Origin of the sequence: Nonomuraea sp. MTCD27 (assembly GCF_041950495.1) — a bacterium.
Taxonomy (GTDB): Bacteria; Actinomycetota; Actinomycetes; order Streptosporangiales; family Streptosporangiaceae; genus Nonomuraea.
On the sequence record NZ_JBGNUW010000001.1, the window covers coordinates 568,101 to 588,873 of the forward strand.

18 protein-coding genes are annotated in these 20,773 nt (G+C 72.8%); 6 read left to right on the forward strand and 12 right to left on the reverse strand.

Annotated features, from left to right (window positions below; translation table 11 throughout):
* Nucleotides 1–72: 72 nt before the first annotated feature.
* A complete protein-coding gene (locus ACBJ59_RS02650; protein WP_375108544.1) occupies nt 73–759 on the reverse strand; it encodes a hypothetical protein in 687 nt (228 codons plus the stop codon).
* A gap of 72 nt (nt 760–831) precedes the next feature.
* On the opposite strand from ACBJ59_RS02650, the gene ACBJ59_RS02655 reads away from it, so the two are divergent.
* A complete protein-coding gene (locus tag ACBJ59_RS02655; protein ID WP_375108545.1) occupies nt 832–1,122 on the forward strand; it encodes a hypothetical protein in 291 nt (96 codons plus the stop codon).
* Here the strand turns inward: ACBJ59_RS02655 and ACBJ59_RS02660 are convergent.
* The 6 genes from ACBJ59_RS02660 to ACBJ59_RS02685 all read right to left on the reverse strand — a co-directional run bounded on the left by ACBJ59_RS02660 (nt 1,112) and on the right by ACBJ59_RS02685 (nt 7,995).
* Nucleotides 1,112–2,143 (reverse strand): fatty acid desaturase family protein, encoded by a 1,032-nt coding sequence (locus ACBJ59_RS02660; protein WP_375108546.1) that lies wholly within the window; start codon nt 2,141–2,143, stop codon nt 1,112–1,114. The two genes, ACBJ59_RS02655 and ACBJ59_RS02660, sit on opposite strands and share 11 nt — an antisense overlap.
* Before the next feature lie 208 nt (nt 2,144–2,351).
* Nucleotides 2,352–3,491, reverse strand: coding sequence for an FAD-dependent monooxygenase (locus ACBJ59_RS02665; protein ID WP_375108547.1), 1,140 nt, complete (start codon nt 3,489–3,491; stop codon nt 2,352–2,354).
* Between the two features lie 25 nt (nt 3,492–3,516).
* Complete coding sequence (locus tag ACBJ59_RS02670; protein ID WP_375108548.1) at nt 3,517–5,097, reverse strand: MFS transporter; 1,581 nt, start codon at nt 5,095–5,097, stop codon at nt 3,517–3,519.
* A 164-nt stretch (nt 5,098–5,261) separates the two neighbouring features.
* Entirely contained in the window at nt 5,262–6,662 is a 1,401-nt protein-coding gene (locus ACBJ59_RS02675) for an FAD-binding oxidoreductase (protein ID WP_375108549.1), read from the reverse strand.
* Nucleotides 6,663–6,729: 67 nt separating this feature from the next.
* Nucleotides 6,730–7,032: a hypothetical protein gene (locus ACBJ59_RS02680; RefSeq protein WP_375108550.1), complete on the reverse strand. Its 303-nt coding sequence runs from the start codon at nt 7,030–7,032 to the stop codon at nt 6,730–6,732.
* 69 nt (nt 7,033–7,101) lie between these two features.
* Nucleotides 7,102–7,995, reverse strand: a complete 894-nt coding sequence (locus ACBJ59_RS02685; RefSeq protein ID WP_375108551.1) for a hypothetical protein — start codon at nt 7,993–7,995, stop codon at nt 7,102–7,104.
* Between the two features lie 252 nt (nt 7,996–8,247).
* On the opposite strand from ACBJ59_RS02685, the gene ACBJ59_RS02690 reads away from it, so the two are divergent.
* Nucleotides 8,248–9,954 carry an exo-alpha-sialidase gene (locus ACBJ59_RS02690; protein ID WP_375108552.1) on the forward strand — a complete coding sequence of 569 codons (1,707 nt, stop codon included), beginning with the start codon at nt 8,248–8,250 and terminating at the stop codon, nt 9,952–9,954.
* Nucleotides 9,955–10,089: 135 nt separating this feature from the next.
* On the opposite strand, the gene ACBJ59_RS02695 is transcribed toward ACBJ59_RS02690, so the two are convergent.
* Nucleotides 10,090–10,962 (reverse strand): DUF2382 domain-containing protein, encoded by an 873-nt coding sequence (locus ACBJ59_RS02695; protein WP_375108553.1) that lies wholly within the window; start codon nt 10,960–10,962, stop codon nt 10,090–10,092.
* A gap of 124 nt (nt 10,963–11,086) precedes the next feature.
* Complete coding sequence (locus ACBJ59_RS02700) at nt 11,087–11,629, reverse strand: DUF4142 domain-containing protein (protein ID WP_375108554.1); 543 nt, start codon at nt 11,627–11,629, stop codon at nt 11,087–11,089.
* Nucleotides 11,630–11,685: 56 nt separating this feature from the next.
* Between ACBJ59_RS02700 and ACBJ59_RS02705 the strand changes: the two genes are divergently transcribed.
* Nucleotides 11,686–12,174 (forward strand): pyridoxamine 5'-phosphate oxidase family protein, encoded by a 489-nt coding sequence (locus ACBJ59_RS02705; RefSeq protein ID WP_375108555.1) that lies wholly within the window; start codon nt 11,686–11,688, stop codon nt 12,172–12,174.
* 19 nt (nt 12,175–12,193) lie between these two features.
* Here ACBJ59_RS02705 and fxlM read toward each other — a convergent pair whose 3' ends face one another.
* On the reverse strand, nt 12,194–13,333 hold the full coding sequence (gene fxlM / locus ACBJ59_RS02710) for a methyltransferase, FxLD system (RefSeq protein WP_375108556.1): 1,140 nt from the start codon (nt 13,331–13,333) through the stop codon (nt 12,194–12,196).
* 140 nt (nt 13,334–13,473) lie between these two features.
* Here fxlM and ACBJ59_RS02715 point away from each other — a divergent pair, with 140 nt between their 5' ends.
* The gene (locus tag ACBJ59_RS02715; RefSeq protein WP_375108557.1) at nt 13,474–13,761 is read left to right on the forward strand and encodes a HesB/IscA family protein; all 288 of its coding nucleotides are present in this window, start codon (nt 13,474–13,476) and stop codon (nt 13,759–13,761) included.
* Nucleotides 13,762–13,863: 102 nt separating this feature from the next.
* Here the strand turns inward: ACBJ59_RS02715 and ACBJ59_RS02720 are convergent, their stop codons facing one another.
* A complete protein-coding gene (locus ACBJ59_RS02720; protein WP_375108558.1) occupies nt 13,864–14,844 on the reverse strand; it encodes an acetylxylan esterase in 981 nt (326 codons plus the stop codon).
* A gap of 113 nt (nt 14,845–14,957) precedes the next feature.
* On the opposite strand from ACBJ59_RS02720, the gene ACBJ59_RS02725 reads away from it, so the two are divergent.
* Nucleotides 14,958–15,233, forward strand: a complete 276-nt coding sequence (locus tag ACBJ59_RS02725; RefSeq protein WP_375108559.1) for a hypothetical protein — start codon at nt 14,958–14,960, stop codon at nt 15,231–15,233.
* 33 nt (nt 15,234–15,266) lie between these two features.
* A complete protein-coding gene (locus ACBJ59_RS02730; protein WP_375108560.1) occupies nt 15,267–16,505 on the forward strand; it encodes an alpha/beta fold hydrolase in 1,239 nt (412 codons plus the stop codon).
* A gap of 24 nt (nt 16,506–16,529) precedes the next feature.
* Here the strand turns inward: ACBJ59_RS02730 and ACBJ59_RS02735 are convergent, their stop codons facing one another.
* Nucleotides 16,530–20,657: a hypothetical protein gene (locus tag ACBJ59_RS02735; RefSeq protein ID WP_375108561.1), complete on the reverse strand. Its 4,128-nt coding sequence runs from the start codon at nt 20,655–20,657 to the stop codon at nt 16,530–16,532.
* Nucleotides 20,658–20,773: the final 116 nt, after the last annotated feature.

Genomic DNA, 20,773 nt, shown 5'->3' on the forward strand with positions numbered 1-20,773 from the left:
ATGATCTTCCGGACGACCGGGCCCGTGGCGCCGGCGTCCGGACACAGGCAAGGGCGAAAGGGGCAGGCAGCGTCAGTGACGCGCCGCCGCCGCGGGCGGCCCTCGCCTGCTGATCGTTCCGGGGACGGTCCGGCCCGCGCACGCGGCGGCGCCGGGCGGCACCGGCAGCGGCCTCGGCTGCTCGGGCCCGGCGTCCTGTCCGGCGGGGGCGGTGACGAGCAGCCGGATGACCGGGCGCGGTGCGCCGTACAGGCGGATCATGAGCCACAGCGCGCGCTCGCCGCGGTGCAGCCACCACGCCGTCAGGGCCGCCACCGTGAGGTGGACCAGCACCATGCCCGAGGACGGGTGGGCGTGCGCGTGGTCGGGCCAGGTGGCGGGGGCGAGCCGGTCGAAGAGCTGGTGCAGCACCATCTGGGTGCTCACGGTGGCCGCCAGCACGGCCGCGGGGCCGCGCTCGCGGCCGTCGATCGCGTAGGCCAGGCCGAGGGCGGCCAGCACCCCTGCCAGGTAGACGCCGAACGGGACGGCCGCCCCGCCGGCCAGCGCGTGCCCGCCCGCCGACACCGCGCCGCAGACCGTCGCGAACACGACGGCCCGCGCCAGTCGCAGCACCGCGGCCGCCGCCACCGACCCACCGGCCGTGGAGGACGACCCGGCGGACGACCCGGCGGACGACCCGGCGGACGACCCGGCGGACGACCCGGACGGCGCTACGGTGAGCGCCGCGGGACGCGCGGTGGGCGACGTGAAGGGCACATTCGACATCCTTCCACACGGTTCGCGGGATCCCGGAGGTTCGGAACGCTCGCGTGCGGGCAGTGGACTCCGATGGACGTCGCCACCAGCGCCGGCGAGGACCTGGAGAGGCTGGTCCGCCGGGAGCTAACGGACGCGGGTTTCACCGTCGAGCCGTCGCTGATGTCCGCCGACGGCGGGCTCGGAGTCTGGCACGACCCCACGCGCGGAGTGGTCGTCACGTGGGGCACCTCCGCCGACCAACTCGTCAAGTACGGGACCATCCGCGCCGCGGTCCAGCTCGCGCTGCGTACGGTGCTGGCCGACGCGGGCCATCAGGTCAGGGAGGAGTTCAACGGCCTGGAGCTGATCGTCACTTCCTGACCTCGCGCAGCGGCCGCCCCACCTCGTGCAGGTGCCGCAGCGCCTGTCCCCATGACTCCAGCAGGCCGCATTCGACGTAGTCGATCCCCAGCGAGGCGCAGTAGTCGCGCACGATGGGCTGCGCCCGCCGCAGGTTCGCGGTGGGCATGCTGGGGAACAGGTGGTGCTCGATCTGGAAGTTCAGGCCGCCGAGCGCGGTGTTGATCAGGCGCCCGCCCCGTACGTTCCGGGAGGTCAGGACCTGGCGGCGGAGGAAGTCCAGCTCGTCCTCGGCGGTGAGCACCGGCATGCCCTTGTGGTTGGGCGCGAAGGTGCAGCCGAGGTAGACGCCGTAGCACGCCTGGTGCACGACCAGGAAGAGCAGCGCCTTGGGCAGCGGCAGCACCAGGAACACCGCCCCCAGGTACGCCAGCACGTGCGCCACCAGCAGCAGCCCCTCGGTCCGCCGGCTCTTGAGCGACTCCTTGCGCAGCGCGCGGAAGCTCGACACCTTCAGGTTCAGGCCTTCGAGGGTGAGCAGGGGGAAGAACAGGTACGCCTGCCGGCGGCCGATGAACCGGGGCAGCCCCCGCGCGGCCTCGGCCTGCTTCTCCGACCAGAGGAGGACGTCGGGAGAGACGTCGGGGTCGTGGTCCTCGTGGTTGGGATTGGCGTGGTGGCGGGTGTGCTTGTCCATCCACCAGCCGTAGCTGAGCCCGACGGCCAGGTTGCCCGCGATCAGCCCGGCGATCCTGCTGGTGCGCCGCGACCGGGAGATCTGTCCGTGCGCCAGGTCGTGGGCCAGCAGTGTGACCTGCGCGAACGCCACCGCCATCAGCACGGCGATCGGGATCTGCCACCAGGAGTCGCCGATCGCGGCGAACACCGCCCAGGTTCCCGCGAACAGGGCGGCCACCAGCCCGATCCGGACCGCGTAGTAGCCGGGCCGCTTGTCGAGCAGCCCTTCCTGGGCGATGCGCCGCGACAGCTTCGCGAAGTCGCTCCCTCGCCGGGTTTGGGGGGCGGTCTCTGCGACAGTCACATTCGTCTCCGATGCCGATGAGTTTGTGATCATTCATCAGCATCGCGGGCGATGGGGGTCGCGCGGACCCCCGCTGTCACCCGTCCTCTTGGTAGTGCCCGCCCTACCAAGGGACGCCCCCGCCGCCGGGGGATCGGGCCGCCATCGCACTCAGCGTGGCACTGGACGACCTCACCTGGTGGGGAATGGCGGGCGGCGGGGGCGCCGGCTAGGCGAGCTGCAGGGCCGGCATCACCTCGGGGGCGGCGGTCCGGCCGTGGATGTGCAGGTCGGCGCGGAAGGCAGAGAGGTAGGCCGCCCGGTCGCGGAAGGTCGCGGCCAGGGCGTCACCGTAGTCGATGAGCTGCCGGTGGGCGTGCCTGCGGGGCTCGTAGCGGGCGTACAGGAGACGGTCGAGCAGCTCGGCGTCGCCCGCGGCGGCGCAGATGACGTCGGCCAGGATCTCGGCGTCGTGCAGCGTGTAGCTCATGCCCATGCCGGTCATCGGGTGGCAGGCGAAGGCGGCCGAGCCGAGGAGGGCGGCGTTGCCCTTGTGGTAGGCGTCCACCCGCAGCGAGGAGACCTTGATCCGCTGCCAGGTGGCGGGTTGCAGGGCGTTGAAGGCGTCGGAGCTCTCGGTGACGAACTTCTTCAGCTCGTCCAGCAGCGCCGGGATGCCGTCCTGGAAGATCTCCTTGTCGTCCTCCGGGGGCAGGCCGACGAACACCCTGGCCTCGTCCCTGTTGATCGGGTACAGGTAGGCCAGCCAGCCCTCGGAGCTGAAGTACAGCCGGTTGAGCTGGGCGACGCTGGCGCTGAGCGGCACGGTGGCCACCCGCATGAGCAGCCGCTCGTACGGCATCGTGCGCTGCTCGATGCCGAGCGCCTGCCGCACCGCGGACTTGGTGCCGTCGGCGCCGATCACGACGCCGGCCCGCAGCCGCCGCCCGTCGGCCAGTGTCAGCTCCTCCACGCGGCCGTCGCCCATCGCGATGTCGTCGATGCTGGCGTCGAACCAGAAGTCGACCCCCTCCATCGCGCAGGAGGTGTAGATCAGCTCGACCAGCTCCCGGTAGGGCCGGATGAGGAAGCCGCCCTCCGGGTAGTGGCACTCCTGGATGGGGTCGCCATCGTGGTAATAGCGGATGATGTCGCGCCTGAGGCCACGGCGTCCGACGAGGTCAGCCAGTCCGTGCCTGGCCAGCACCCGCAGCCCGGGAGGCTTGAGGAAGTCGGCGCCCGCGCTCGGGACCGAGGGTCCCTGCTCGATGACGACGACGTGCCGGCCGCGGCGGCCGAGCAGTAAGGCCAGGAAGCAGCCGCCGAGCCCGGCGCCGACGATGGCTACGTCGCACGATGTGGTTGCCATGACGAGAGCCCTTCTAGAGGTTGAACTAGTTCGTGTGCCCGCGGGTCCCGGCGAGCGGGCCGGGTTCGGCCGCCCGCGGCCGCGGGATGTGGTCCGTAGGGGGTGTGCGGGTCTCGACTGGCAGCAGCGCGTCGGCCTCGGCCGCCACGGTGGCGAGGGTCATGCGCAGCTCGAGCAGCAGCCGGCGCGGGACCTTGACCATGACGTCGCCCGGGTCCGGCCGCAGCCGCGTGATCTTGGTCAGGGCCAGCGCTCCGATGAGCACCGAGATGGCCACGCACATCGCGAGCGCTCCGGCCAGGCCCGCGAAGGGCCCGGTCATGAACGGGTGGTCGATCACGACCGACACGACGGCGACGCCGACGGCACCGCCGACCATGCGCGCCATGGTGGCCGCGCCGACGGCGGAGGCGTACTGGTGGGGGCGGGCGGCCAGGGTGGTGGCGACGGAGGTGCCGGGCGCGAGCGCGCCGACCCCGACGCCGACCACGACGCTGGCGACCAGGCCCCACACGGTGGGTCCGGCCTGCATGAGCACGAGCACGCACGCGCCGCCGCAGAGCAGGGAGCCGGCGTAGATCAGGCCGTACGCGCCGACCCGCTTGACGATCTTGCCGGCCAGGAAGCTGGTGACGACGACGGCCACCGACGTGGGGGTCAGCCACATGGCCACTTCGAGCATGGGGTAGCCGAGGTGGAGCAGGTACAGCGGCTGCACGGTCAGCAGCCCGTACGACAGCGCGCCGAATCCCCAGGTGGCCAGCCAGCCCCAGACGAACCGGGGACGCCGCCACAGGGCCAGGTCGATCGCGGGCAGGCGGTGGTGCCTGGCCTGCGCGAGCGCGCCGCCGAGCAGGGCCAGCGCCGCCAGCGCCAGCCACACCACGTCCATGCCCCAGGCCATGGCCTTGGAGATGGCCAGCACGATCACGGCGATGCCGGCCGCCAGCAGCCAGGCGCCGAGCACGTCCGGCACGCCCTTGGCGTTCCCGCGCCGGCCCGAGGGCAGCGCGGCGCAGGCGATCAGCAGCAGGACGCCCATGACCACGTCGGGCACGAACAGCGCCCGCCAGCCGACGGTGGCGGCCAGCCAGCCGCCGCCCGCCTGCATGAGCAGGCAGCCGAGGCCGGAGGCGGAGCTCCACAGCGCGATCGCGCCGCGCCGCTGGGATTCCGGCAGTTCCCCGAGCAGCAGCCCGAGGCTGGCCGGGATCATCGCCGCGGCGCCCGCGCCCTGGACGGCCCGCGCGGCCAGCACGGACGACCAGGACTCCACGGTCACGGTGGCGATCGCGCCCACGATGAACACCACGAGCCCGACCGCCAGCACCCGGCGGCGGCCGAACAGGTCGGCCCAGCGGCCGGCGGTGGCCAGCAGCGCCGCGATGGGGATGAAGGCCGCGCTGGTCAGCCAGACCAGGTCGCCCAGCGGCATGCCGGCGCCGGCGGGCGTGTACCGCAGCACTCCCACTGCCAGGGTGGTGGCCGTGGTGTCGGCCATCACCGTCAACATGACACCCGCACCGACCAGGCGCAGCATCACTCCGTGACGCCGGTCCGCGCCGGTCGTGCCCGTCCCCCGGACAGCGGCTGGTGACGAACGCACGTGGTTCCTCCTATGGAAGCGTCGGTCGGTCTCCGCCGGAGGCACACTCCGGCTGTGCTGACGGCGGAGCCGGACGTCGGTTCTGGCCCGGTGGTCCAGGCCGGTGGTTCTGGCCCGGTGGTTCTGGCCCGGTGGTTCAGGCCCGGTGGTTGAGGCGCCGTGGTTCAGGCGCCGTACCGGCCGGGCGAGAGCAGCCCGTCCGGGTCGAGCGCGGTCTTGAGCCGGTGCAGCATGCCCAGGCCGGCGGTGCTGGTCTCGGACCAGACGTCGGCGGCGGCGTGGTCGATGTCGGAGCGGTAGATGGCGCAGCCGTGCCCGCGCAGCAGGCAGTTGCCGTCGTTGCGGAGCTGGTGCGCGCGGTAGGCCGCGTCGGGCGCGCCGCGCTCGAAGAAGATCTGGATGACGCCGTTGGCCATGTGCCTGCTGACGAGGTTCCACTCGACCATGAGGGCGGTGGTGTGCGCGTCCACGGCGGTCTGGAGCGCGGCCAGGAGGTGCTCGGTCCGGCGGGCGTGCATCGGCAGCAGCGGCAGCAGGGCCAGGAAGCCCATAGGGCCCTCGTCGATCCGGTCGCACGAGGTCACGCCGAGCGCGTTGTGCACGCCCAGGCAGGTGGGGATGCCCTGCGACATGAGCGCCCTGGCGTAGAGCGGGTCGTCCGGGCCCACCTCGGCCGTGTCCAGCACGCGCAGCGCCTCGGCGCCCTCGACCTCGATGAGCGCCTTGCGCAGCAGCTCCTCGGCCAGCTCCACGGTGGCGTCGCTGCCCATGAGCGGCCCCATGATGGTGAACAGGCTCGGGTCGACGCCGGCGGGCAGGGCCCAGTCGCCGTGGCTGGGAACCAGCGACAACTCGCGCACCCGCATCAGCCCGTCGGCCGGGTTCCCGCGGCGCAGGAAGCCGGAGACCGCGCCGACCGCCACGCCGACCTGGTCGCGCGGGATCCGGCCGTGCACGAGCCCGATGGTCTGCGGGCGCGGCACCAGCGACACGGCCATGGCGGTGACGATGCCCAGGTTGTGCTGGACGAACGCCTGCGTCAGGTCGGGTCCGGCCACCCGGCCGTGGTAGCGGCCCGCCGGGTCGAGCCCGCCGGTGGTGACCACGCTTCCGTCGGCCAGCACGGCCTCGATCCCGGCCACGTCGTGGACGCGGGAGCGGATGCAGCCGTCGCCGCGGTCGAGCGCGTTGCCGACCACGGAGGTGTCGGCGCACGAGGCGGTGACGTTGAGCATCCACGGGGTGTCGCGCAGCACGGCGGCGAGCTGCCGCTGGGTGACTCCCGGCTCGATGACCGCGAAGCCGGCCTCCAGGTCGAGGCTGCGCACCCGGTTCATGCCGCCGAGGTCGACGACCAGGTTGTCGTCGGTGACCGGCATGGCCGAGCCCATGCCCCAGTTCCTGCCGGTGCTGATCGGGTAGAGGCGGCGCTTGTCGGTCATGGACTGCCGGACGAGCGCGCGTACCTCGTCGAGGGTGCGCGGCGTTTCGACGCCCGCCACGGATCGCGGCTGGTGGCCCCCGACGTCACGCGACCTCAGCTCCGGTCGCGATAGGTCCTGCATGGCTCTCCTCAAGGGGTGAGATTCGCTTTTCCGGCTCCCGGGGCCGGGCGCCGTTGGGGGGCACACGTCAGGCGGTGTGCTGGAGCAGGTCGTCGATGGAGCCGATGGCCTGGTTGGACATCTCCCTGATGCCGAGCAGCCGCTGCTCGACGAAGACGTCTCCGTGGACGTCGGCGTGGACATCACCGTGGACGTCGGCGTGGACGTCGGCGTAGATGTCGGCGGGGGCGGGCGGGGCGGCGTCGGGGAAGTCGAGCGTGCCGCGCGGCGCGGCCTGGGCCGGTACGTCGTGCAGGCCGTACGGGTGGCGCCGGACGTGATCGGCGCGCTCGTGCCTGGTGCGGGCGGGCAGGTGCGGGGGGGTTCGCATGACGGGAGCTCTCCTACCGGATTCGGATGGGGTTTTCCGGGCGACCGCTCGCCGTTGAGCGGCTCGAGGTCAGCGCGCGCCCTCCTCGAGGTCGGCGTGCCCGACCCGGGGAGTGACGGCCGCGGGGGTCGCCCGCGGCACGCCGTGGTTGATGACGCTCGCGGCGATGCGGCGCTCGGCCAGCCCCATGTGGGGACGGCTGCCGCCGGTGGAGCTCGGCCGTGCGGTGGCCGAGCCGCGGATCATGGAGCTGGCGTGCACCCATCGGCGCGATTCCACCAGCACCTCACGCTGCGCGCGGATGAGGTCCGCGTGCAGGGCGTAGTGCTCGCAGACGGCCCGCGCCAGCACCCGTGCCATGACGAGGTGCTCTTCGCAGGCGCCCGCGACCTTCGCCTCCAGGCCGGTGACCTGGGCGAGGAGCAGTTGCAGATGCGGCAGGCCCGAGCCGCGCTCGAACCCGTGGAGCTCGGCCAGCCGCTCGGGCCAGCGCAGCCGCCGCTCGATCGAGGCGCACACGTCCGCCACGAGCTCCGCGGCGGGGCGGCCGTCCGGGTCGCGGCCGTCGAGCTGCACGGCCCGCTGTGCCGTCGGCCCGAAGTCGGTGAGCCTGCGCAGCCCGCTCTGGAGCAGGCGTACGCGGTTGTGCAGGCACGCGGCGCTCCAGCCGAGCACCAGCAGACGGTCGGCGTCCGCCTCGCAGTGCCAGCCCACCAGCGCCACCTCGCGGGCCATGCGGTGGTAGAGGACCCACGACTCCTGCTCGGCCGGCGGCGCCGGGGTGTCGATCCACACCTGCAGGCCGCCGGGGGGCAGCTCGGCGACGCCGACCTCCATGCCGGGCACGACCCTGGCGCAGATCCGCTGGACGACCCGCTGCTGCGCGGCGGTCTCCGGCGCCATCGGCACCGGGCCCGGCAGCACGCGTTCTGGGGCCACTCTCGCCCTCGGCTCGATGCTCATATGGGCCACCTCCTGACCCGTGGTCTTCTCGACCTACGTAAATTGACACTTAATAGTGCCGTCCCGATCGTCGTAAGACCGGGGATTCCTGTCAACTGTCACTTAACGGAACTAGCATGATTCGCGCCCGGCCGCCGCGCCCCGCGACGTGAACCCGCGACTTCCCGCAGGTGAATGCGGCGTTACGGAGGGTCGATGATCTAGAGTCCGTACGGTGCGCTGAATCCCGAACGACAGCCGAGGAGCGAACCCGTGCCGGTGACCAGAGCCGTGGTCGCGGCCTTGTCGATGGCCGCCGGGCTGCCCGCGCACCCCGGTCCGGTGCAGGCCGGAGCCAATTACTGCGTGCTACCGGAGCACTCCCAGCAGTCCGCGCGGAGCGGGCCTTACCTGATCGATACTGCTTCCTCACTAGACTGGATTCATCCCAATCCGCCGCCCGCCGCGCGCGAGCCGACGGACTCCGAGCGCCTCGACTTCGCCGGGTTCCCGAACGTGTCGGCCCTCGACGTGACCGGCCCCCGCGGCGCCCCGGAGCAGAAGGTGATCAGCACCTTCACCACGAACGTCGACAAGGTCGTCACCCTCACCAACTCCGCGGCGGTCTCGGAGGACGGCGGGCTCACCTTCGGCCCGGCGGGCGCGACGCCGCTGCGCGAGTCCCCGGTCGAGCTGCTCGACGGCCGCTTCTTCGCCACGGAGTACTACCTGGCCAGGACCGGGCCGCACACCGCCAAGCTGGGCGTGCTCACCTCGTCGGCGCTGGAGGACGGCGAGAGCTGGCTGCGCTCGGAGGCGACCCTGACCACACCCGGCGACCTGCTGCCCGGCGGGGCCGCGCACGGCGCCCCGATCCAGCTCGCCGACGGCACGATCCTGATCACCGCGTACGCCCGGTACACCGGCACGGGGGCCTACCAGTCCGAGGTGTACGCCAGCGTCGACGGCGGCCGCACCTTCGAGCGCCGCGGGGTGATCGCCGCGCCGCCGCCGGGGTTGGCCTACAACGAGGCCGCCGTGGAGGAGACGCTGGACGGCAGCCTGCTGGCGGTGCTGCGCCGCGACGGCGAGCCGTACTCGACGCTGCACCAGAGCCGCTCGACCGACGGCGGGCGCACCTGGTCGCCGGTGCGCGAGCTGCGCTTCGCCGGCCAGGACTGCGTGGTGCGCGGGGTGGCGCCGCGGCTGCTGCTGACCCCGGGCGGCGTCCTCGTGCTGAGCTCGGGCCGCCCGGACAACTGGCTGGCCGTCTCCCCCGACGGGCTCGGGGAGGAATGGCTGGAGCCGCGGGTGACGTACCACAACCGCGACGGGGTGTGGGACACGCACGGCTCGTCCGGCTACACCGGCCTGGCCGCCGTCGGGCCGCACCGGATCATCCAGGTGTTCGACAACTGCAAGCTGCCCGGCGTGCGGCCGGACGGGCTGCTCGACGAGACCGCGTGCCCGGCGCACGGGCGGTTCGAGCACGGCGGCTGGTACGCGGTCAAGCGGCTGCTGTTCACCGTCGCCACCGCGGGCACCAGGCTCGACCTCGCCGAGCTGCGGCGGCGCGGCGACCTGCGGATCTCCACGACGATGCGGTGGTCGAGCCGGCTGCGGCCGAGGACCCGCCCCGGCGGGGCCCTGGACGGCAGCACCGGCTACTGGTCGAGCGCCGTGAGCCGGGGCCCGGGCCGCTACGTGCTGCACTTCGACCGGCGACACGTCATCAGCCGGATCGGCCTCAGCCTGCGCCCGGGCCACCCGGCCGGCGCCCGCGTGTACGTCTCCGCGGACGGGCGCTCCTGGGGCGACCCGGTGGTCACGATCAAAGACAGGATCGACCACGCCCTGCGCTACGACGACATCGGCCGCACCGCCAGACACGTCAAGATCGTCGTGGATGCCACAAGGGACTGCGACCCGGAAATAGGCCGCGCGTGCGGCATGCTGAACGAGGTCGAGCTCTATTCGTGAATATCCGCGGCGGCCGGACAATAAAGTTTTCTGTCAGTTACCGAGTTTAGTCCGGCCGGGGAATACGCTGAACGTCCGCGGGGGCCCGCGCCGACGGCACCCCCGCGCGACGCCTTTCCGTTCCGGCGCGAGCCGTCACCGCTCCGGCGGGAGCTCCTCGCCGCGCCCGAACGTCCGGTTCTCGTCCCTGATCACGCCTTCCTCGTCGATCTCCACCCGCTCCTTGCGGATCTGGCCCTCGACGGTCTCCTCGCGCTGGACGTCCTGCTTGTGCACGTGGACGCGCTCGACCGGCTTGGTCTCCTTGCCGACGACCGGACGCTCCTCGTGCAGGATCATCTGCCGCTCTTCTTCGCCTATCTCGTACGTGCCGGACATCTCCCCGTCCCGAATGGGCTCGCGCTCGATCACGACTTCCTCGTGCGAGAGCGGTACCTTTTCGTGGACGTTTTCCGTCTCGACGTACTTGTGCAGGCGTACGCGGCCGGTCTCCCTGCTTTCCTTGCCGATGCGGAGCCGCTCCTCCGACCGCGTCATGTCGATGTCGCGGTCCTCGGTGATGCCCCCTCGCGTCTCGCCGGCCAGGCCCCCGCGCCTTTCGCCGGTGATGCCCGCGCCGGTCTCACCGGCCAGGCCGGCCCGCTCGCCGGTGACGGGCCCGCGCGTACGGGTCTCGCTGCCGCGCTGGCGCGGGATGTCCGTCGGCTGCATGCCGTAGTAGCGGTAGAGGTCGGCCTCCTCGTTCAGGGACAGGCGACCGTCCACGTCGATGTTGGGCGCCCCCTTGATCATCTCCTTGTCGAAGGGGACCCGGATCTCCTCACCCGAGCGGCGGGCGTTGGCCAGCGGCACGAAGGTCTGCTTCATCCCGAAGAACCCCGTGCGTACGGTCACCCACTCCGGCTCGCCCGTACGATCGTTGAGGTAGACCTGGCCCACCTTGCCGATCGACTGTCCGTCCGACCCCACCACGTGGCAGTCGAGCAGATTACGGATCTCTGTTTGCATAGCCACGACGATCCCCCCGATGTGTTCGTCCTGGTTCAAATGGGACAAATACCCCAAATCGCCATAACACCACACAGGGTCGCGGCAGTTTTCGTTCTATTTCAGCAAATGACGTTATGCCTTTTCAGTCGCCCTGAGCCTTGCGCAGGGCGGTCAGGTGCTCCTGCAGCGACGGCGCCGCCGCCTTGGCCAGCGCCACCACCGCCTGCGAGGAGCCGTTGGAGATCTCCGTCCTGGTGGCGGCCAGGGCCTCCGTGTGCGCCTTGACCATGCCGGACAGGAAGTCCTGGTCGAAGTCGCGGCCGGTCGCGTTCTGCAGCCGGATGAGCTCGGCCCGCTGGTCGGCGCTCGGGGAGGTGGGCAGCTGGATGCCGAGCTGCGTGGCCGTCTGGGTCACCTTGGTGTCGAGCTTGGTGTGGTCCTTGACCAGCATCTTGCCGATGGCCTTGACCGGCTTCGTGGTGCCCTTGCCCTCCGCCAGGCGCCCGGCCTGGACCTCGGTCATGTTGCCCTGGTGGATGGTCCGCATCCAGGTCTTGTCCTGCTCGGACGGCTGCGTGTCGGTCCGCGCGACCACGGCGGCGGTGTTCGGCGCCGCGCCCCCGCCGCAACCGGGAAGGGAGGCCAGGGCCACGACGGCCAGCGACAGGGTCAGACGAGTGCGCATGAGTTTTCCTATGACATGGTGATACGTCGTCGCTACAGAGAGTAACCGTCGGGCGGGTGGCCTCCTGGCATTCCAGGTGCCCGGGCGCGGCGGCCGGCCGGATTTCCCGTACGCGGGCCGTCCCCGACAATGGCACCCGCCAGCGGCTGGAGCACGACGTGGACGCCTGGGTGGCCACGGCCGACGAGGACGGCACCCCCTACCTCGTGCCGCTGTCGTTCCTCTGGGACGGCACCACCCTGCTCATCAGCATGGCCGGCGCCAGCCCGACGGCGCGCAACCTGCTGGCCAACGGCAAGGTGCGCGTGTCCGTGGGGCTGGTGCGCGACGTGGTGCTGATCGAGGGGACGGCCCGGGCCACGCCCGCGACCGAGATCCCGGCGGAGGAAGGCGACGCGTTCGCGGAGAAGGCGGGTTTCGATCCGCGCAAGGAGGCGGGCTCCCACCACTACTTCCACATCACGCCGCACCGGCTGCAGGCGTGGCGGGAGTCGAACGAGCTGGCCGGGCGCGACCTCGTCCGCGACGGCGTGTGGACGGTCTGAGCCCTCCCGCCCAGGAGCGTCAGCCGTAGTCCAGCACCAGCGTGGTGTGGCGCTTGGCGATGACGAGCGGCCTGCCGGAGACCGGCCCCTGGTGGGCCTCGATGCGCAGGGCGCCCGCCTCGGGCCGGCCCGCCTCGTCCCACGCCTTGACGTGCGCGGCCAGCTCCGCCGCCAGCTTGGCCCCGCCCGCTCCGTGGCCGCGCGCGACCAGGGCGCCCTCCATGAAGAGCAGCGCGATGCTGTCGCCCTCGACGATGCCGGCGGTGGCGCCGTAGCCGCGGCCGGACAGCTTGCCGGTCACGGCGCACCAGCGCGGCTCGTGCAGCGCCAGCCACAACGACAGTCCCATGACGACCGCGAACGGCGACGCCGCCTCCTCCATCTTGACGGTGATCTCGGTGGGCACGGCTTCGAGCGCCGCGAGCACATCGCCGATCTCGCGCGGCTCGGGCAGCGCCAGCGCCACATGGGGGTCCTGGCGCAGCACGGTGACGACCTCGGTGCCCGCGAACGGCCCGCGCATCCGCATGAACCCGCACGGCGCCACGGACCTGCTGGCCCAGTGGTCGCCGGCCCGCTCCATGGCCGCCGACACCTGCACGCCGCGCAGGTCGAGCGGCACCACCAGCCGCCCGTCCGCGCTCAGCTGCTCCAGCCAGGCGGGCGCCAGGTCCCACACGCCGACGGTGGCGATCAGCCGGTCGTACGGGGCCCGCTCCGGGTGGCCGCCGGCGCCGTCGCGGCAGACCACCTCGACCTGCGGCAGGCCCGCGCCGGACAGGTGGGCCCGGGCCCGCGTGACGATGTCCTCGTCGATGTCCACGCTGACCACCCGCCCCTCGGGCCCGGTGAGGCGGGCCAGCAGCGCCGCGTTGTAACCGGTGCCCGCGCCGATCTCCAGCACCCGGTGGCCGGGCTCGACGGCGAGCTGGTCGAGCATGGTCGCCATGATGGCCGGCTGCGAGGACGAGCTGATCGGCCGGCCCTGCGCGTCGAGCTTGGTGACGATGGGCTCGTCACGGTAGGCGTCCTCGGGCTCGACGTCCGGCACGAAGAGGTGGCGCGGGACCGCGAGCATGGCGGCGGCCACGGGCTCGCTGATGTCCTGGCGCTTGCGCAGCTGCGCCACCATGGCTTCCCTCTGCTTCGCGAAGTCCATGGGGCCCATTGTCCATGCAGGCCGGATCCGTACGGGATCATCGCGGAATTCTTGGTAAAGAAAGGGTCGAGAAGGGTTGAGCCCGAGAGTTGGGGGAAGGGCAGGCAACTCCTGAACGTCGACCGTGAGGAGGAGCCGTAGTGCTCACCCTGACAGCCAACGCAGCCCAGGCGATCCGTGATCTGACCGCGGCCGCGCCCGAGCCTTCCCAGAGCGGGATTCGCATCTCGTCTCAGGGAGAGGGCGCGAGTTCGCTCACCCTTACCCTGGCCACCGCCCCCGAACCGGCGGACGCAGTGGTCGAGGCGGAGGGCGCGCGGGTCTATCTCGATCCTGTGGCCGCGACCGTGCTGGAGGACAAGTCCCTGGACGCCGGAGCCGATGACCAGGGAAGCGTGTCTTTCCTGGTCACCGAGCAGAACGCCTGAGGCGGCCCCCGCCGTGCCGGAGCCGATCGGGACTCCGGCACGGCGGGCTCGCCGCCCGGCCGTGCCTGAACCGTCAGTACTGTCGCCTGCCCGGTCGCCGGATCAGCCGTCGCCGAGGAGCTTGTGCAGATAGCGGAGCTGCTCCTCCGACTGATAGCCGCCCCCGCCCTCGTGGTTGTTCCAGGGCCACACGGTGATCTCCTTGGGACCCTGCCAGTGGTTGTAGGCGGCGAACACCGTGGACGGCGGGCAGACGTCGTCCATCAGCGCGACCGAGTACAACGCGGGCACCCGGCCGCGGGCCGCGAAGTTGACGCCGTCGAAATACGCCAGCGTGCGGAACACCTGGTCGGCGCTGTCCCGCCGGGTGGCCAGATACCTGACGAGCTCCTGGTACGGGTCGCGCCCGGTGATCTCCACGGCCCGCCGGAAGTGCGACAGGAACGGCACGTCGATGAGCGCCGCCTTGACCCCCGGGTGCAGGGCCGCGGTGGCCTGCGCGATGGCGCCGCCCTGGCTGCCGCCGGAGGCCACGATGCGACCGGCGTCCACGGCCGGGTGCGCCGCCGCCGCGTCGACCGCCCTGACCGCGTCGGTGAACACGCGCCGGTAGTAGTAGTCGGCGGGGTCGAGGATGCCGCGGGTCATCATGCCGGGCGCCTGCGGCCCCGCGCTGCCGTGCGGGTCGCCGGTGGAGCCGGGGCTGCCCACGTTCGCGCCGCCGTGGCCGCGGGTCTCCATCACGAACACCGCGTACCCCGCGGCCGGCCACATCAGGTGGTCCTTGGCGAACCCGCGCCCGCCGCTGTAGCCGATGTAGTGCATCACGCACGGGACCGGCCCCTCCGCGCCACGCGGCAGCAGGAACCAGCCGTTGATGCGGTGCCCGCCCCATCCGGCGAACGACACGTCGAACACGTCCACGCCGGTGAAGGGCAGCTCGTACGGGACGTACTCGGCGGCCAGGTCGAACTCCCCGGCCTCGGCCAGGGTGGCGGACCAGAAGTCGTCGAAGTCGGCGGGCTCGTCACGGTCGGGGAGGTAGTTGCGGAGTTGCTCGAGCGGCATGTCGAACAGTGGCACGTGGTACTCCAGCCTGTAGAAAGGATGCTGATATTTCACCCCATGACGCTGGAAAGCGCTATCCCGCTCCTGGCTCAAAGCTGAAAGCGTGACATCGGGGTAGACGTTTACGCGTGATCGAGCATGTTATCGAGGTCCCTTACTCCCATCTCTATCCCGGTCTGATCCTGGACGCCCCGGCGGGCGCCGACGACTTCCTCGTGCTGTTCGGCGACGACTCCGAGTCCCGGGCCCGGTTGCTCAGCGACGACACGGGACGGCCGGTGCTGAGGATGGGCGGATACATGACGGCCAAGGGCACGGTGATCGACGAGCGCGTGTGGACCGTGCGCGAGTCCGTACGCCGGGGTGACCGCATCCGCCTGCGCCTGGGCCGCTCACTTCCCTGACCGGAACGGGGGGCGTGCACTAGCGTCCCTTCCGTGGCTTCTTTCGCCAGGCTGGCCGGACGTGCGGTGGCGGGTGCCGGGGTGCTGGCCCTGTCGCCGGTCCTGGGGCTGGCCGCGCTGGCCGGGACGGCGATGGTGGGCGCGCGGCCGGCGGTGTTCACGGTGGCGGGGCTGGCGGTGTTCGGCTCGGTGTTCTTCCTCGGGCTGCTGCTGTGCGTGCCCCGGCCGGTGGTGGCGTGGGGGCGCTGGTTACGCGCGCTGGTGGTGCTGGGCGTGGCGGCGGCGGTGATCTGGCAGGTCTCCGTGGCCACGCTGGAGCCGGCCGCGCCGTTCGGCGCGCCGTCGAAGGTGGCCGGGCAGCGGTCGTGGCGGCTGTCCACGGGGTCGGAGCTGGCGTACGTACGGGTGGCGCCGAAGCGGGTCACCCGGCCGGAGCCGGTGGTGTTCCTGCACGGCGGCCCCGGAGTGGGCGACCTGGCCGGGGACTCGGCGTTCTACGGGCGGCTGGCGGCGGACGGTTTCCGGGTCTACGTCTACGACCAGCTCGGCGCGGGTCGCTCGGCGCGGCTGGCCGACCCCCGGGGGTACGGTCTGGCACGGGACGTGGCGGACCTGGAGGCCATCCGGCTGGCCGTCGGCGCCGAGCGGCTGAACCTGGTGGCCCGGGGGCATGGGGCGCAGGTGGCGGCCGCGTACCTGGCCGCACATCCGGACCGGGTGGCCAGGACGGTCCTGTACTCCCCGGACGGACTCTCACCGGGACGCGGGGCCGGCCGCCCGGAGACCGCCGCGGCCTTCCTCGGGCCTCTCGGCGCCGGAGGGCTGCCCGACCCGCGCACGCTGGCGGTCTCCACGCTCCTGGAGGTGGACCCGGCGGCGGCCCACGCGTTCGCGGGCGACCCGGGCCTGGACGCCCACCTCACCCTCCTGCGCCGCCGATCCCCGTCCCCGTGCCCGTCCCCGGGCGGCACGGCCGGCCCGGTGGGGGGAGGTGGCTATGTCGCCCTGTCGGGGCGGCCGGCCCCGGCGTCGCTGCGCCGCGACCTGGCCGGCGTGACGGCGCCCGTGCTGATCGTCAAGGGTCCGTGCGACGCCCAGAGCTGGTCGGCCGCCACCGGCTACCGGCGCGCGCTGCCCGGCGCCCGCCTCACCTACGTCGGGGACGACCGCGGCGCCGCCTACCTCGGGGTGCTGCGGGCGTTCCTCACGGACCGCCCGGTGGCCCCGTACGAGGGCGAGCAGCCCCCGCCGGGCTACCGCGGCCCCCGGTAGCCCGCCTCTCCGGCGGGAACAGGCTCACCGGGACTCCGATCGCGGTGCGGTGCCGTCCGAGGCGCAGGAGCCCGCCCTGGTGCCCGCCACCTTCCAGTCCGCCCCCGGGAACGGGCTCATGAAGTGCGTCAGCAGGTCCACCGCATAGTCCGGCACCTGCCCGCCCGGGTCCAGCAGGGACACCATCTGCGGCCCGTCGGCCCCGCGCAGCGTGATGGAGTTGGTGCCCGCGCCGGCCGCGAAGCCGGGTTTGGCGTCCACCGTCACGCACGCCAGGCCGATCCCCGCCGCCTTGATCTCCTGCTTGGCCCCGATGCGGCGCATCCGCTGGTCGTAGCGGCGCAGGGCGAGCGAGGTGACCGGGCCGATCCGGACGGACTCGTGGAACACGTCGCTGCCGATCCCCCGGCTCAGCTTGAGGTCCAGGCTGACGTCGGGCCGCAGGTCCACGCCCTTGGCGGCGATCTTGAGGGTCCCGTAGTCCCCCTCGAAGCCGGGGGCGACGTACCCCAGGGCCGGGGGCGCCTTCAGCCCGAACGGGACCTTGCCCGGCCGGATCCGCAGCCACGACACGCGCTGGACCGACAGCGCGACGTTCTCGATCGCGCTCTTCCCGAGCCCGAACCGGCCGCCGACGTGGTAGGTGAGGAAGCCGGTCGTGTACGGGACCTCCTTGCTCACCGCGATGCCCTGCGCCGCGACGGGATCCACCCTGAGCCCCGCGCGCAGCGTGACGCGCCCCGTGGGGACCGGCTTGGAGACCAGGTCGAGCGACTGGTCGGGGTTCAGCCGGACGGTGGTGTCGGCGGCCAGGTCCTTGACCGCGAACGACACGTCCCCGAGCCGGCCGGACGGGTCCACCAGGCCGCCCTCCACGCCGAGGTGGCCGTCAAGGGTGCTGGCGCCGCCCACCGCCTTGTACGTGACGGCCGGCACGCTCAGCCCGGCGGCCGAGGCGTCGGCGTCCACCCCGAAGACGGCGGGCACGTCGGAGAGGCGCAGCTCCCCGGTGCCCTTCCCGGCCAGGGTGACCTTGGTGGTGAGGTTCTTGACGACCGCGGAGTTGGTCACCCGGATGCGGGTCCTGGCCCCGTACGTCGCCTGGACGGCCACCGCCGCGGGGACCGGGTCGATGGCGACGTGGCCGCGCAGCCCGCCCGCCTCGGCCCACACGTCGAGCGTGCCCAGCGTGGCGGCCGGCTCGATCCGGTACGACGCCTGCACCGCGTTCCCCTGCCCCACGCCGAACGGCCCCAGCGCCATGCTGGTGATCTTGGAGGGCAGGCCGGTCAGCGTGGCCCTGGCCTTGATCGGCACGGGTGACAGGACGCTGCTGGCCAGGTACACGCCCAGGCTGCGGCGCTCGGGGGCGAATCCGGAGAACGCGAACGTCTTGCCGGTCAGGTCCACGGTGACCTGGTCGGGCAGCCCGGTCACGTCCAGGTACCCCTGCAGCCCGAAGCACCCGCGCTGCGGCGTGCAGAAGGGGCCCGGCGCGCAGCCCGGCGACCCGGCGGCGCAGCCGCCGTCCACCAGCGACACGCCGCCCGGAACGGCCGGCGCGGCGCGCATGCGGTCGAGCGCCGCGGTCTTGCCGAGCCAGGCGCGGGCGCGCACGTCCAGGCGGGAGCCGGAGTAGGTGAGCTTGCCGTCGGCCGAGGAGACGGCCAGCCGGCCGGGCACCGGGCCGAGCGTGCCGATCAGGCCGAACCGCGTGTCGCTCTGCGTGACGTCGGCGTCCACGGCGAGGGTCTGCCTGGCCGAGCGGAAGTCGGCGGTGAACCCCTGCGCGGCGGGGCTGAACTCGACGTTCGACAGCCCCTTGACCAGCACGCTGGCGTCCAGGTCGCCGGTGGCCTGGTCGTAGTGGGCCGCCAGGTGCGGCCCGGCGGGCGACGTGGCGCCGTCGTGGTTGGTGAACGCCAGCGCCGCCGACCCCACCGGCCCCGACAGGCCGCGGAAGCGGTACGCGGCGGCGTCCCAGGAGGCGTCGAACCTGGCCGGCACGCCGGTGACCTCGGCGGCGGCCCTGGCGTACCGGTCGCCCAGCTTGACCCTGGCCAGCGCCGACACCTTCTCGACCGGCGCGTCCGAGGTCCAGGTCAGGGTTCCGGCCCTGGCGTCGGTCACCAGCTCGGCCCGCTCGCGCACGCCCTCGACGGTGGCGCGCACGTCCTCGCCCGCGCCCGACGCCGACCCCGACGCCGACCCTGACGGCGTCCCCGATGCCGCTCCTGACGCGCCCGAGGCCCCTGGCGACGCGGCCCCCGCCGTGCTGGTCACGTGCGCTTTATTGGCATAAATCCGCACCTGCTCCAACGTCGAGGACGTCGCGACCTTGACGGTCGTGCGCTCGCCGAGCTCCCACGACGCCGTCACGTCGTCGTGCACGCCGAGCACGGTGCCGTCGATCGTGGGGCCCGAGCGGAGGTTCGTGTAGGCGGCGCGGAGCTTGTCGATCACGCCGCTGGCCTGGTAGACGGCCTTCCTGGCGGCGGGGTCGAGCGTGACGTCCACCTTGGCGGGGGTGTTGGAGATCTCCAGGCGGGCCACGTGGGTGCGGTCGATGCTGGCCGCGCCCACGAACGACCGGCCGCTGGAGTCCACCTCCAGGTGGGCGTGCGGCGCGGCCCCGTACGTGACGTCGAACCCGGACAGCCCCGACAGCAGCCCCGACACCCCCACCGCGGCGCCGTCCTTGATCATGGTGACGTGCCCGCCGCGCGGGCTGGAGATGGCGCCCTCGTTGCGCTGCAGCACCACCGCGAACCTGCCGATGGGCGAGCTGGTCGTGTGCGTGACGCGGTGCTCGGCCAGGTCGTTGACCAGCCGCACCCTGGCGGGCAGCTCGCTCAGCTCGGCCTTCAGCACGGTCTTGCCGGCGGCCCGGTCGAAGTACAGCAGGCTCGCGGCGCCGGAGCGCGAGCGGCCGGACCCGGCGGCGACGGACAGGCTCTGCTCGCCGTTGGCGGTGCCGTACCTGGCGGTGAAGGACGGCGGCACGCGCCGCAGCCCGACCCGGGTCACCCTGGCCAGGCGGCCGTCGCGGTAGTCGAGGTCGTCCACCTGGGCGCGGCCGATGGAGGAGGGGCTGGTGAAGCTGATCTCGCCGCCCGCCAGCCGCACCTCGGCGCGGGCGGGCACGCGGTCGAGCACGGCGTGGGTGAGGCGGCGGCCGGTCACGGCGAGCGCCTCCAGCCTGGCGGGCGCGGAGGCGGCGACGTCCAGCGAGCGGGAGTCGAGGGCGGCGTTCACGGTGAGCTCTTCGGTGGCGGGCGTCTGGCGCAGGCTCACGGCGCTGCGCCCGGTCAGCGCGGCCACCAGGGCGGCGGACTCGCCCGGCTCCTTGCGCTTGACCGTGGCCCTGACCCGCTTGCCGGCCAGGTCCACGGTGAACGTGCCCCAGTCGGAGGCCGACAGCGACGCCCCTCGGCGCAGGCCGTCGAAGCCGACCGAGACCTTGCCGTCGTACTCGGCCCAGACCTGGGCCTTGAGGTTCTCGCGGGAGAGCCGCCTGACGGCGAACCCCAGCCCTATCGCGCCCTCGGCGGGGCTCGCGGCGGGCACCAGGTCGGCCGCCAGGTCGGGGAGGGCGTCGCCGGTCACGTCGGCGGCCACCGGCACGCCGACGGGCTGCCGGATCGAGCAGGAGACCGGCACGTCGGCGCTCTCGACGCACAGCCGGTACGTCATCCCCGGCATGGCCTTCCCCAGCCCCTCGAACGACTTCGCGATCGCGGCCAGCGGCTTGACCAGGCCCAGCGTCTCGGCCCGGGTGGTGTCCGGCAGCAGGTCGGCGGGGTCGGGCGCCTGCCTGCCCAGCCCCTGCTCCTCCTGTACGGCGGCGGCGCCCGCGATGATCTCGTCGATGAGCCCCGGCCCGGCCGGGGTGGTCACCTCGGGCGCGTCCGGCCCGACCTTCTCGTCCCCGGTCGCCCGCAGGGCGAGCGAGGGCCGCTGCGGGACGGTCACGACGGCGGCCGGCGGCTCCTGGACGGCGGGCACGGGCCGCACCTGCGCGGGACCCGCCTGCGCGGTCCGGGCCTGTGCCGGTACGGGCTGGGACTGCGCTCCGGCGGTAGGCGGCAGGGCCACGAGGACCGTGCCGGCGATGGATGTCGAAGCGAGCACGCGCAGGAGGGCGTGCGGCATGAAGCGTTCTCCCCCGGACCTATCTAATTCATCCCATCAGAAACATAGGTCACGAGACGACCATAGTTCCTCACTAGGAGTCAAACCGCTCCCGACATGGGGCCCCAATTTTCTCG

Bases quoted from the DNA above. Each gene is read 5' to 3' on its own strand.
- ACBJ59_RS02695 (WP_375108553.1), bottom strand. From the start codon at position 10,962: ATGCAAACAGAGATCCGTAATCTGCTCGACTGCCACGTGGTGGGGTCG.
- ACBJ59_RS02700 (WP_375108554.1), bottom strand. From the start codon at position 11,629: ATGCGCACTCGTCTGACCCTGTCGCTGGCCGTCGTGGCCCTGGCCTCC.
- ACBJ59_RS02680 (WP_375108550.1), bottom strand. From the start codon at position 7,032: ATGCGAACCCCCCCGCACCTGCCCGCCCGCACCAGGCACGAGCGCGCC.
- ACBJ59_RS02655 (WP_375108545.1), top strand. From the start codon at position 832: ATGGACGTCGCCACCAGCGCCGGCGAGGACCTGGAGAGGCTGGTCCGC.
- ACBJ59_RS02675 (WP_375108549.1), bottom strand. From the start codon at position 6,662: ATGCAGGACCTATCGCGACCGGAGCTGAGGTCGCGTGACGTCGGGGGC.
- ACBJ59_RS02735 (WP_375108561.1), bottom strand. From the start codon at position 20,657: ATGCCGCACGCCCTCCTGCGCGTGCTCGCTTCGACATCCATCGCCGGC.
- fxlM (WP_375108556.1), bottom strand. From the start codon at position 13,333: ATGGACTTCGCGAAGCAGAGGGAAGCCATGGTGGCGCAGCTGCGCAAG.
- ACBJ59_RS02665 (WP_375108547.1), bottom strand. From the start codon at position 3,491: ATGGCAACCACATCGTGCGACGTAGCCATCGTCGGCGCCGGGCTCGGC.
- ACBJ59_RS02685 (WP_375108551.1), bottom strand. From the start codon at position 7,995: ATGAGCATCGAGCCGAGGGCGAGAGTGGCCCCAGAACGCGTGCTGCCG.